Origin of the sequence: Hydrogenimonas urashimensis (genome assembly GCF_016593255.1) — a bacterium.
Classification (GTDB): domain Bacteria; phylum Campylobacterota; class Campylobacteria; order Campylobacterales; family Hydrogenimonadaceae; genus Hydrogenimonas; species Hydrogenimonas urashimensis.
Window position 1 is genome coordinate 2093122 of sequence record NZ_AP023212.1, and the last position, 12537, is coordinate 2105658.

The 12537-nt window shown below is 51.3% G+C and carries 11 protein-coding genes; 4 read left to right on the plus strand and 7 right to left on the minus strand.

Annotation, left to right across the window (positions count from 1 at the left end):
- Nucleotides 1–193: 193 nt before the first annotated feature.
- The 3 genes from JMG82_RS10685 to polX form a co-directional block, all read right to left on the minus strand.
- Complete coding sequence (locus tag JMG82_RS10685; protein ID WP_201352720.1) at nt 194–883, minus strand: response regulator transcription factor; 690 nt, start codon at nt 881–883, stop codon at nt 194–196.
- Nucleotides 880–2763, minus strand: coding sequence for a PAS domain S-box protein (locus JMG82_RS10690; RefSeq protein ID WP_201352721.1), 1884 nt, complete (start codon nt 2761–2763; stop codon nt 880–882). The genes JMG82_RS10685 and JMG82_RS10690 overlap by 4 nt, the downstream gene beginning before the upstream one ends.
- A gap of 136 nt (nt 2764–2899) precedes the next feature.
- Complete coding sequence (polX, locus tag JMG82_RS10695; RefSeq protein ID WP_201352722.1) at nt 2900–4615, minus strand: DNA polymerase/3'-5' exonuclease PolX; 1716 nt, start codon at nt 4613–4615, stop codon at nt 2900–2902.
- A gap of 183 nt (nt 4616–4798) precedes the next feature.
- On the opposite strand from polX, the gene JMG82_RS10700 reads away from it, so the two are divergent.
- From JMG82_RS10700 to JMG82_RS10715, 4 genes are all read left to right on the plus strand, one after another.
- Nucleotides 4799–5329 (plus strand): RNA polymerase sigma factor, encoded by a 531-nt coding sequence (locus JMG82_RS10700; protein WP_201352723.1) that lies wholly within the window; start codon nt 4799–4801, stop codon nt 5327–5329.
- On the plus strand, nt 5326–5805 hold the full coding sequence (locus JMG82_RS10705; protein ID WP_201352724.1) for an anti-sigma factor family protein: 480 nt from the start codon (nt 5326–5328) through the stop codon (nt 5803–5805). The genes JMG82_RS10700 and JMG82_RS10705 overlap by 4 nt, the downstream gene beginning before the upstream one ends.
- On the plus strand, nt 5802–6281 hold the full coding sequence (locus tag JMG82_RS10710) for a periplasmic heavy metal sensor (RefSeq protein ID WP_201352725.1): 480 nt from the start codon (nt 5802–5804) through the stop codon (nt 6279–6281). The genes JMG82_RS10705 and JMG82_RS10710 overlap by 4 nt, the downstream gene beginning before the upstream one ends.
- A gap of 115 nt (nt 6282–6396) precedes the next feature.
- Nucleotides 6397–6732 (plus strand): hypothetical protein, encoded by a 336-nt coding sequence (locus tag JMG82_RS10715; RefSeq protein WP_201352726.1) that lies wholly within the window; start codon nt 6397–6399, stop codon nt 6730–6732.
- 42 nt (nt 6733–6774) lie between these two features.
- On the opposite strand, the gene JMG82_RS10720 is transcribed toward JMG82_RS10715, so the two are convergent.
- The 4 genes from JMG82_RS10720 to JMG82_RS10735 form a co-directional block, all read right to left on the minus strand.
- Nucleotides 6775–9828, minus strand: coding sequence for an efflux RND transporter permease subunit (locus JMG82_RS10720; protein WP_201352727.1), 3054 nt, complete (start codon nt 9826–9828; stop codon nt 6775–6777).
- A 71-nt stretch (nt 9829–9899) separates the two neighbouring features.
- Nucleotides 9900–11003, minus strand: coding sequence for an efflux RND transporter periplasmic adaptor subunit (locus tag JMG82_RS10725; protein ID WP_201352728.1), 1104 nt, complete (start codon nt 11001–11003; stop codon nt 9900–9902).
- A complete protein-coding gene (locus JMG82_RS10730; RefSeq protein ID WP_201352729.1) occupies nt 11000–12169 on the minus strand; it encodes a TolC family protein in 1170 nt (389 codons plus the stop codon). Before JMG82_RS10730 ends, JMG82_RS10725 begins: the two co-directional genes overlap by 4 nt.
- The gene (locus JMG82_RS10735; RefSeq protein WP_201352730.1) at nt 12166–12507 is read right to left on the minus strand and encodes a PepSY domain-containing protein; all 342 of its coding nucleotides are present in this window, start codon (nt 12505–12507) and stop codon (nt 12166–12168) included. The genes JMG82_RS10730 and JMG82_RS10735 overlap by 4 nt, the downstream gene beginning before the upstream one ends.
- Nucleotides 12508–12537: the final 30 nt, after the last annotated feature.

A 12537-nucleotide genomic window follows, 5' to 3' on the forward strand; every position in this document is an offset into this window, starting at 1 on the left:
TTTTCGTTCCAATGCGATCCATATTGTGACAATAGTGGATGATATCTGTGAAATCTTTCGATTTTTTCGATAATTACTTGATAAACAGATTCCTTCAAACACACCCTTTTATAATTATAAAATCTGAATTTTCTAATCAAATTAATTTATAAAAGAATTCTAATATCTTTTGGTGTCAAAGTAGTGTCAATAATTAGTGAATGGGCTGCGACATCAACCGATAGCCATAGCCAAAACGATTTTCTATGAAATTGAAAGGAATCTTTTTGCGGAGCCGTTTAATAATGGCTTTGATGGCTTCTGTCGAAAGATCTTTGTCATATCTGGTAAAAAAGATCGATGAAATCTCTTCGGAGGAAAAAATTTTTTCGGGATTCGAGGCGATGATCGTTAGAAAGAGGGATTCGCTTTTCGTTAATTTGATTTCTTCTCCGCAACACTCAAGAATATGGGAATGGAGGTTGAATGTACAGTTATCTGAGATAGCGACAACTTTTCCTTTCAATTTTTCAAGCTGCTGAACGGCAATTTCTACGGTTTGGAGTAGATCATTTTTTTTGACGGGTTTAATGAGGTATCGGGTTATGTTGAGTTCTGTCGCTTTCAATAGCCGTTCTCTGTCGCTATATGCAGTCAGGAGAATGACTCTGGTGATGAAATCATCATTTCTGATACGCTTAATGAATTGTAAGCCATCCATCTGTGGCATCAAAATATCGGCAATGATAATATCCGGGTGCAACTCTTCATAGACATTGAAAGCTTCGGCACCATTTGCAACCGTTATGACCTTTTTGAAAAATTTATTAAAAAGTCGTTTATAAGCAGAGCGGATACCATAATCATCTTCGGCATATAATAGGGTATATGGGTATTTTTTCATATTGATGCTATTTTTAGCGTGAATTTGAAAGTTGCTTCTTTTGAATCGATCAAAACGAATTTACCTTGAAGACGGGTTTCAACGATAGTCTTCACAAGGAAAAGACCTGTTCCACTTCCTTTGGATGGAAATTTCGTCGTAAAATAGGGGTCGAAAATATATTCGACAATTTTTTCATCTATGCCCCCACCGTTGTCTTTGATGATGGTTTCATATGTATTGCCTTTTTGATACATCTTTATCTGAATAACAGGGTTATCAATATCGTTTTTTTCAAAAGCGTCCATGGCATTCTCCAAAAGGACCAAAAAAATATGTATGAAGTCCTGATTTGAGCCGTAAGATTTTATAGATTCATCAATATCGATGTCGAAAAATACCCCGATTTTTTTACTACGCCGTTCAAGAAGATTCAGAGCTTTTTTGAGGCCTAAACTAGGTTTTACAATGCTGATCTGGGATGAAGGGTTCAAGAAAGTCCTAAAGTTGTCAATAGTTTCCCCCATAAAAGAGGTTATATTTTCAAAAGATTCGAAAAAATTGGCAAAACGAGTTTCATTGATTTTATTTTCCATAAAATCATTTTCAAGATTCAACATAAGAGCGTTGAGTTCCGCAAGTGGTTGCTTCCATTGATGGGCAATATTATTAAGAAGCTGACCCATTTGTGCAAGTCGGTTTTGCCGCATTAGAAGCTCTTGTTTTTTTTCATTTTCAATCTGGAGTTGTTTTATAGCTGTAATATCTTGGCATACCCCTTTTACGTATATGGGTCTGTCACCTTGAAATATTACTTCGGCTTTGGAGTGCAGATAGGCTTTCTGGCCATTACGTTTGACAATCCAGTAAGTAATGTCATAGTTGAAATTTTTGTTTGTTAAAGCATTTCTTATATTATTCAGAACTCTTGATTTATCCTCTTTGGCTACATGACTCATAAAGAGATCAACGGAAGGAGTTGGCTCATCATTTTCATATCCAAACATTCGATATACACTTTCAGACCAAAATGCTTCGCCAGTAAGAGGATTGAGATCCCAATAACCTGTGTTGACCAATTCCTGAGTTTTCTGCAATCGATAAAGATACTCTTTTAGCTCTTTTTCTTTATTTTTTTCGGATGTGATGTCGATATAGGCTGCGGCGACACCCATAACGTTGTCAAAATCATCTTTTATAGGACTTTTATATATAATTATTTCTAGTTTGTGACCATTGTCGAGGAAGATACTTGTTTCGTTGCTGAAAAATTCTCTACCGAAATGTAGGATTTCAATATCTCCAGCATGACACACTTCTGCAAAATCAGGTTTAGCAAACTGAAAATCTGTTTTTCCAATAATTTGTGACGGATGTTGCAATCCGGCATCTTTCAAAAAAAGTGTATTGGCTCCTGTATAACAGCAATTGGTGTCTTTCCAGAAAAATCTAAGAGGGAGAGTATCGATAATTGCTCTCCAAAAGTTTTCGTTGCTAAAAAATTTTTTTTCATATATCTCTATCCTCTCTTTGGAGGATGGTATTTTTCTGCTTTCACCAAGATATCCTGTAAAAGTCCCTTTTTCATCGTATTGAGGAGTTCCTGAAATCTCAAAGAGAATAATCTCTCCGTTTTTATGTTTTCTTGGACGTACCATGTGCTTAAACGGTTTGGGAGAAATGGTAAAAAGTGAATTTCTTGCTCTTGTAAATTCATCGATTCTATTTTCCGGTATGCTGGGAGGGATTGTTTTGCCAATGAATTCATTAGGTGAATAACCTAAAATACGTTTGACAGCATCACTGATAAAAACAATCTTGCCGTTTCTATCTGTTTTCCAGAAAATTGTATCGCTCTGTTTTACAAAATTTTTCAAATCAGAATATGTGATATCATTCATGAATATGGATTATAATAAATATAATCTTAATATATTTATAAATTAAATATTGTAAGAAAATATTTTGCTTCAAATACCGGTACAAAAAAATAGTTACACTATTTCAATACCAAACTCATTGTTTATTTCATAAATATCAAGCAAGTAGGTCTTTTAATTTTTTCAAAGAAAGAGTATTGACAACATCTTCCTTCTCCAGCCATCCCCGCCGCGCCTGGTTCAGGCCGTACTCCATGAAATCGAGCGACATGGTGTCGTGGGCGTCGGTCGCGATGGAGACGCGGATGCCCTCTTCTTTGGCCGATTTGGCGTAAATGTCGTTGATGTCGAGCCGTTCGGGCTGGGCGTTGAGTTCGAGTGCGACATTCTCGTTTCTGCACGCTTTGAAAATTTCGCCCATATCGAGTTCGTAGGCGTTGCGGTGGCCGATGATGCGCCCTGTGGGGTGGGCCAGTATCGAGAAGCAAGGATGCTGCATCGCTTTGACGACGCGCCTGGTCTGCTCCTTTTTGGAGAGGTTGAATTTGTAATGGACTGCACCGATGACCAGGTCGAGCTCCTCAAGCACGGCGTCGGGCAGGTCCAGCGTTCCGTCTTCGAGGATGTCGCATTCGATCCCTTTGAGAATCGTGATATCTTTCAGCTTTTCATTGAGACGGTCGATCTCTTCCATCTGCTGGCGCAGCCTTTTCTCGTCGAGCCCCCTGGCTACACTCAGATGTCGTGAATGGTCGGTGATGGCGATATACTCGTACCCTTTTTTCCTGGCGGCGAGCGCCATCTCTTCAATCGTCGCATGGCCGTCGGTCCATTTGGAGTGCATATGCAAGTCGCCGCGGATTTCCTCGGGGGTGACGAGTTTGGGCAGTTTTCCTTCCATGCACGCTTCGATCTCTCCGCGGTCTTCCCGCAGCTCCGGTTCGATGTAGCAAAGCCCCAACAGTTCGTAGAGATCCTCCTCTCTTTCGCCCCCGAGTCGTTTCTCTCCTTCGAAAATGCCGTATTCGTTCACCTTCCATCCCCGTTCGACCGCCATTTTCCGCAATTTGATGTTATGGGCCTTGGAACCGGTGAAGTAGTTGAGTGCCGAGCCGTAGCTCTCTTTGGCGACGCTTCGCAGATCGACCTGCAGATCGTTGCGCAGGATGACGGTGGAGCGTGTCGGACCCTTGGAGACAACCTCTTTGAGCCTTTCGTACCGGACGAACCATTCGGTCACTTTTTCCCAGTTTTTCGCGACGACCAGGATATCCAGGTCGCCCACCGTCTCTTTCCTGCGCCGGTAGCTTCCCGCGATCTCGACTTTAAGCACTCCATCGAAATCGAGCAGGTAGCGGCGCAGCCCCTCCGCGAAGGGTTTGGCGACATCGAACCGGAAACGGTGCCCCGACTTTTTGGCGAGCTGGACCCCTTTGAGAATTTTTTCCACCAGTTTGGGGCCGAATCCTTTGAGTGTGTAGATAGCTCCGCTTTCGGCCACCTTGGCGAGTTGCTCCAGCGATGTGATATGAAAGGTATCGTAGAGCTGGCGGATCCGTTTGGGTCCCAGCCCTTCGATGGCCAGGAGTCTGTCGAGCCCTTCGGGCAACTCCTTTTTGAGCGTCTCGAGTTTGGAGAATTTTCCCGTCCGGATGATTTCGAGAATCGATTCGGCCAGGTCGTGACCGATGCCGGGCAGTTTTGTCAGGTCCATGCCCTCTTCGACTAGCTCCTCGAGACTTTTGCCCAGATTCTGCACCGTGCGTGCCGCATTGCGGTAGGCCCGTACTTTGAATGGATTCGCTCCTTTGATTTCGAGCATGTCGGCCATCTGATTGAAAATGTCGGCGATTTCACTGTTGGAGAGAGCCATCGTCACCTCCTGTCCTTTTTTCCAATTATACCCCGAAGTGCCGCAGATTTGTGTCAAATCCTTGAATTCGGCCGATTGGGTCCTTTTTCTGTGCGGAACCATCCGCGAAAGCGAAACACAGGGGATGTTTCGGCGCACTTTAGCGTATAATGGACAATTGGAAAGATCGCCGATGGAGAGATTGTGGATGCAGAGAGTCTGAAAAAACTGACAGACGGAGACAAAGAGAGCTGGGAAAGATTTGTCCGAACCTATGCCCCGCTGATCCGCGCCATGGTTTCACGGACGATGTCCGCCTACGGAGGCTTCGATGCCGCGGAAGTCGACGATCTGGTACAGAGTGTCTACACCAAACTTGTGCGGGAGGGTTACAGACTCCTGAAGAGTTACGATCCGAAGCGGGCTTCTTTGTCGACCTGGCTAGGTCTTGTCAGCCGCAGTACAACCATCGACTATCTGCGGAGCCGCAAACGGCATTTGCCGCTGAAAGAGGAGACCGCCTCGCCGATCGACAGAGACCGGGAAGAAGAGCGCATCGATCTTCCCAAGGGTCTGCTCTCGGCGCGTCAGGAGCTTGTTTTGCGGCTTCTTTTCGACAAAGAGATGGATCCTGACGAAGTGGCGGATTTTCTGGGAGTCGAAGTGCAGACTGTCCGCAGCACGAAACACAAGGCACTCGAAAGACTGAGACGATACTACAAGGATGCACGATGAACGAGAAAGCGCTCTGGAAAAGCTTCAGGAAAGAAGGTCGGAGGGAAGGAGAGAGATGCCCCGATTTCAACGAACTCGCCGCCTATATCGACGGAACCGCGGATGAGAAGGAGCGTGCGCGCATCGAAGCGCATCTGAACCGCTGTTCCGAGTGCCTGGAAACGGTGTTGGCGCTAAAAAATCCGCCCCAAAAGGATACGGAGATCCAAATTGCGGATCTCAGCCGTGCGGTTTCGGTCTGGGAACGGGAAACGTTCCGGCACAGAAGGGTGCGGCTATCGACAGCCCTTCGCCTTGCGGCTTCGCTCCTTTTTTTCGTGTTGGTCTCTTTCGGCGGGTACAGAGCGGGAGAGGGGCTGGTGGAGAGCGATGAGTACGGATGGCAGAGCTTCATGGAAGAGGATATGGCTCCCCTCGCTTCGGTACTGCAGGAGCGTTCCGACCTGTTCTTCGTGGATGGGGAGGAGTGGCAATGAAAACGAAACTGCTCTATGGGGCGCTGGCTGTCTCGCTCGCTTTCAATCTTTTTTTCGCGATCGGCTATGTGACGGCAAAAAAACGGATGCAGAGGATGGACAAAATCGAAAGACGGGTCGATTTCGCCGCGAAACGGCTCGCTCTTTCCGATGCCCAGAAAAAAGAGCTTCGCGGGATTCTCGAAGCCTCGCGACAGGCCCTTCGCCGATTGCGACGGCAGGAGCGTGAAACGGCCCTGCTCTTCAAAGAGGAGCTTAAAAAGCCAAATCCCGATATCGACAGACTGAAGCGGGCGATGGCCGATATCGAACAGATGCGACGCAAGAGCAAAGAGGCACTGGCACAGCGCTGGCGTGCCTTTTTCGACACGCTGAACGATGAACAGCGGAAAAAAGCGATGCGCATGCTGCAAAAAAGGCCACGGCTCAGAAAGGAGCTGATGGTGCCTGCACGGGAGCGCGGGGATGCGGTTTGAAGAGGCGCGCCATCTTTTTTGTTGTTTTCCTGATTTTTGCACAGGAAGGGGATGTTTCTCTCTCCGTCACCGTATAAAGGAGTGTAAAGAAAAAATTTCATATAAGGAGTCAAAGATGAAAACGACAAAGTGGATGGCGGCGGTCCTGACAATCGGGGCGCTTTTGGGCACACCCTCTCTGATGGCGGGCAACGGTACGGTGCATGGCACCGGCATCGTCCAGGGTAGCGGTGTGGCCCATGGCAAAGGGATATTTCAGGGCAGCGGCGTGGCCCACGGCACCGGTATCGCCGTATGGCGTGACGGCAACGGGCATCTGCACTACAAAAAAGGAACAGGTACTGTTCACGGTCATGGTGTCGTCATAGGACGGGGAACCGTGGCGGGCCGGGGACGCGGTGCAGGACACGGATGTGCCGCCGGTCATGGCCGTGCCAGACGGGTACGATAAAAAAAGGAAAGGAGAGTCGTTCTCCTTCCCGTTTTCGGTATTTTATCGGCTTTTTTCTCTGTAAAAGAGCAGATAGAGTGCCGGCAGCACCAGCAGTGTGAGGATCGTGGAGCTGATAATGCCGCCGGTGACCACGACCGCCAGGGGGTATTGGATTTCGCTGCCGACCCCCGTGGCCCAAAGCAGCGGCAGAATGCCAAACAGCGTCGTAAAGGCGGTCATCAGCACCGGACGCAGACGAAGGCTGGCCGCCTCTTTGAGCAGATCTTCCAGGCGGACGTCGGGAAATCTCCCGCGCAATTCGTCGATGAAGCTGACCAGCACGATGCCGTTGAGGATCGCGATGGCGAAGATGGCGATGAATCCCACGATCGCCGAAACGCTAAGATACTGGCCGCTCATGACCAGCGCCGCGATACCGCCGATGAGCCCCAACGGCACACCCAGCAGAATCAGAAGCGACTTTTTGAACGAATTGAAGGCGGTATAGAGCAGCAGAAGAATCACCACGAAGGTGACGGGGACGATGACCATCAGTTTCTGCGTCGCCTCCTGCATGTTTTTGAAATCCCCCGCCCAGCGGATGTAGTACCCTTTGGGGATGGCCACTTCCTTTTTAATCTTTGCGTCGGCCTCCTGGACGAAAGAGGCGATGTCACGGCCTTCCACTTCGAAGGAGATGACCATATAACGGCTCAGATTTTCGCGTTTGATGAAGGAGGGCCCCTGCTTGACCGTAATGTCGCAAAGCGTTTTGAGCGGCACCATTTTGCCGTCCTTGCTACGAAGCAGGATTTCGCCGATGGCGTCGATGTTCTCTTTGGCCCCATCGATTTTGGGCACGACCCCGAAGCGGCGCACCCCTTCGATCTTTTCGGTTACCGGCTCCTCTCCGATGCCGTGGCGGATCACCTGAATCACCTCGTCCACACCGATGCCGTAACGCGAGAGGGCGAGGAAGTCGGGACGGATGGTAATCTGCGCCTGTCCCAACTGGGTTTCGACCTCCGTACGCTCCAACCCGTCGATGGATTGAAGCACCCTTTGAATCTGCGTGGCGATGCCGTCCATCACCTTCTGATCTTCCCCGAAAATCTTCACCGCCAACTCCGCCTTGACCCCCTCCAGCAGCTCTTCAATCCGCATGGCGATGGGCTGGGTGGGCACGAACTGAACAAAGCTGAAACGATGTTGCAGATCTTCCGTCATCCGCTTCGCCAACCCCGGCAGATCGCCGATATGGGGTGAAAGGGTCAGCAAAATCTCCATATAGTTGCCCTGGGCGGTTTCGCCCTTTTCGCTTCGGCCGATCATCGCCAGGACGCTTTTAACCTCTTTGGGGTAGCTTTTGAGCAGATAGTTCTCGATCTCCTTGGAAAGGGCCACGCTCTGCCCCAGTGCCGTGCCCGGAATCGCGATGACGCGGTACATGATCGACTCTTCGTTGAGTTCGGGCATGAATTCCCGCCCCTGGCGGCTGAGCAGCATGGCACTGACGAGAAAAAGGATCGCCGCCAGCAGTGTGACCGATTTGGCGTGGCGCAGGCAAAAGGAGAGCACCGGCGTGTAGATCACTTTGATCGCGCGCATCAGGGGGCTGACACCGCTTTTGGCGGGTTTGAGGAAGAGGTAGGCCAGCACCGGCACCAGCAGCATCGCCACCGCCAGCGACCCCAGCATCACGAAGACGATGTCGATGGCCATCGGCGTGTAGAGTTTGCCCGCCAATCCGCCAAGGCTCAATAGCGGAATGAAGACCGCCGCGATGATGAGCAGGGCGAAGATGACCGGCTTGGCCACCCCCGCCGTCGCTTCGGCGATGATCTGCAGTTTCGAATCCTTCGGCTTGTCATGCAACAGTCGAAAGGCGTTTTCGACCACGACGATGGTGCCGTCGACGATCATCCCGATGGCGATGGCCAGACCCGAAAGGCTCATCAGGTTGGCGCTGATACCGTAATACTTCATCAGTAAAAAGGCGATCAGCAACGACAGCGGCAGCGAGAGGATGACGATGAAGGCGCTGCGAAGCTCGAAGAGAAAAAGAAAGAGGACGATCGCCACCAGCACCGCCCCTGTCATGAGCGCGCCGGTCATCGTGCTCACCGCTTTGTGGGTGATCTCGGTGCGGTCGTAGATCGCTTCGATGTGCACCCCTTCCGGCAGGGCGGCGTCGACGAGGGAAAGCTTCGCTTTGATGCGCTCGACCACCCTTGCGGCGTTGGTGGCGCTGCGCTGCAGCACCATCCCGAACATCGCCTCTTTCCCATCGACGGTCACAGCCCCGAAACGGGGAGCTTTGCCGGGCTGCACCTTCGCCACGTCACCGAGGGTGACGGCGCGCCCCTCTTTGGTCTTGACGACACTGTTGCGAATATCGTCGAGGCTTTTATAGAAGCCGTCTCCGCGAATCAGATACTGTTCGCGGTTCATCTCCAGATATTGCCCTCCGGCATTCCGGTTGCTGCGCTGCAGGGCATCGACAATCTCATCGTAGGTGACGTCGAGTGCCTGGAGCCGTTTGGGGTCGATCAGCACGTCGTACTGCTTGGTGAAGCCGCCCCAGCCGATCACCTCTTCGACCCCGTCGACCGCCTTGAGCATGGGGGCCACCACATACTCCTGCAGGGCGCGAAGCTGCGTCAAGTCGTAAGATTTTCCATCGACGGCCAACCGGTACCAGAAGACCTGTCCCAGGCCCGTTGTATTGGGTCCCATGACCGGCTTGCCCCACCCTTCGGGGATCTCCACACTGCCCAGGCGCTCGGTGACGAGTTGGCGCAGAAAGTAGATGTCGTATTCATCTTCGAAAAAGATCGACACGTAGGAGAGCCCGAAGATGGAGTTGCTCAAAATCATCTTCACCCCGGGCAGGCCCGCCATCGCGGACTCGATGGGATAGGTGATCAACTTTTCGATATCCTGGGCGGAATTGCCCGGACTTTCGGTGTAGATCACCACCTGTTTGGGGGTGATGTCGGGAAAGGCGTCCACCGGAATCGCCCGGTACGCCTGGTACCCGAACCCCGCGATCGCCACGAAGAGGGCGATGACGAGAAATTTATACCGTATCAGGAGTTTGAAAAACTCTTTCATAAAAAATCCTTATCATAATTACCTATGCCTTATGCCGATTTGCGAAGCAAATCTCCATGCCCAATGCCAAATCAGTGCCCATGTTCGCCGACGGCCTCTTTGAGCAGCATCGACTTAATAAACCAGACGCCGTCGCTGACGTAGCTCTCTCCCGCTTCGATGCCCTCGACGGCCACTTCGTCGCCGAAGCTTCCCAGCACCTTCACGACGCGGGCTTCGTAGGGAAGCGTTTCGTGAACTTCGTGTTCATGCGCCTCTTCGGCATGATCGGTGTGCGCCTCCTTCTCTTCTTTGACGGGAACGAAGACAACCCATTCGCCCTCCAGCATCGTGAGTGCCGTCCGTTTGACGACGATGCGGCGCAAGAAAGGGGGCAGCTGCAGTTGCATCTGCCCATAGGCATTCAGCAGCAGGGGTTTGGAGCCGCTTTCGATGGCGAAAAGCATCTGTGCCCGCTGGGTCTCTTCATCGACGCTCGGCATCAACGTCAGATAACGGCAGTCGAACCTTTCGTCGCCAAGACTGAAAACCCCTTCCACCTTTTTGGGTGCGTGCAGCGCCGCTTCGACATCGAGGTAGGCGATGGCGTAGTAGCCGCTCTTTTGCACCAGGGAGACGATGGGGGTTTCGGCATCGAAATTGGCATGCAGCGGCAGATGGAGCGTTTCGATACGCCCGCTCATGTGGGCGCGGACGATCAAGGTGTCGGTCGGTTTTTCGAGCCGCCCGGCATCGATGCCAAGCGAAGTGAGCTGGCTTTTCAAGGTATCGAGCTCGGCGTCGATAGAGGCGAGCGCCATCGCTTCACGGTTGAGATCCTGTCTGGAGGCGAGTCCTTTGGCGTAGAGCCTTCTGGTAGATTCCAGACGCTCCCCGGCCGAACGGCGCTTGGTTTCAAGCGCCAGATAGCGGGCGGTCATTTTGGAGAGTGCCAGCGATTTGATTTTCGCCACCGCGTCACCCCGTTTCACCTCGGCGCCGGGCTGGACGAAATACTTTTCCAGATGGCCGGCGACTCTGGCAACGATCGTCTGGCGTTGGTTGCTCAGTTGCACCACTTTGGCGTTGGTACGCACCGTCTTGCCCACCGTTTTTTCGACCGCGACATCGGTTTCGATCTCGTGGGCATAAAGGCTTATCAACGATACCAATAGGATGGAGATCATCTTTTTCATTTCAGTCTTCCTTGCAGATAGTCGATTTGGATGTGGTAGAGATTGGCCAGATACTCGGTTTGGAGCATCCGGGTTTTGGTTGCAATCAGGCCCTTTTGGGTCTGGATCAGATCGAGCAGAGAGATCTGATCCGTTCGGTACCCTTCGGTAAAGAGAGCCAGCAGGGTTTCTTGCTTTTTCAACTGATTTCGTAACGCTTCGTAACGTTTCGTCAATGTCGTAAGCTGTCGTTGCAGCGAGGCGATTTGTTGACGCTGGGTGCGCCGCAACCGCACCGCTTCCAGCTTTTTCTGGCGGGCGCGGATCGACGCGATTTGACGGGATTGGGTATTACGGTTAAACAGGGGCAGATCGACGCCAACTCCCAGACGCGCGATCGATTGGTCGGGCTCTTTATCGTATTCGGTGAAGATCTGCCACGTTTTTATGCTTCGATCTTCGATCTTCGCCTCCGCATCGAACCGTTTCGCCTCCGCTTCTATGCGCTCGAGCGCAGGGTTGGAAGGGGTCGCATTCACCGTGGAACGGGAGATCGGATAGAGAAAAGCGACTTCGATTTCGGGCTTCTCTACGGTCTGCGCCGCCGCCAGCAGGGCGTAGTAACGTGCCTGGATGCGACGCTCCTGCTCCAGAAGTTTCGACTCCGCCTCCATTCGCTCGAGAGTCGCCTGCATCAGGCGCGCTTTCGTTCCGCCCCCTTCTTCGTAACGGGTTTTGGCGATTGTCTCCAACCGCCTGGCCAGGGCGATCGCCTCTTGAATCAGCGCTTTTTGGCGCACCGCCAACACATAGTCGCTGTAGCGGGTACGAAGCGATACTTTCAAGCCGGCGATTCCCTGTTTCAGACCGGTTTTGGCGATATTTTCCAACGCGTCGGCGTAGGCTTGCAGGTCGCTTCCAAGCCCCAACACCCGAAGGGGTTGGGCGATCGCCGCCCGCCAACCGTTGTCGCTGCCGCCCTCATCGGCGTCGAAACGGCTCCCTTCGATTTCCAGGGAAGGGTTGCCATAGAGCAGACGCTTTTGGCCTTGCAGTTTCGCGACATCCGTTTCGAGGCGAAGCGCTTCGATTTGCGGGGCCTTTTCGAGCACCTCTTTTTCGAAGGTTCGGTAATCCTGTGCCATAAGTGACACCAGACCTATGGATAAAAGTAACCACGTTTTCATTTTCGCTCCTTTTCAAGGATCGTGCCGTTCACGGCATCGATTTTCAACCGGCACGAGGTGGTCGTCGCCTGCCAGTAAAGCAGATTGTTTTGATGACGCAATGCGATCTTCTCTATGGAGGAGCCGGGACATGCCCTCCGTGCGATCGTTTTGGCCTCGTTTTTGTCGATAGCCGCCAGATCTTGCATGGCACGCGCTTTTTGCAGACGGATGGTGGGACGAAAGTTGCTGTTGTGGAAGCGGTTGTGTTCTTGCGGTGTGATGTTGCCTTCAGCTATACAGAGTGTTGCAGACTCCATGCAGAGGAGAGTTGTCAATACAATGAATCTGTTTGCCATGATCGTTCCTTCACTATTTCATACATACAT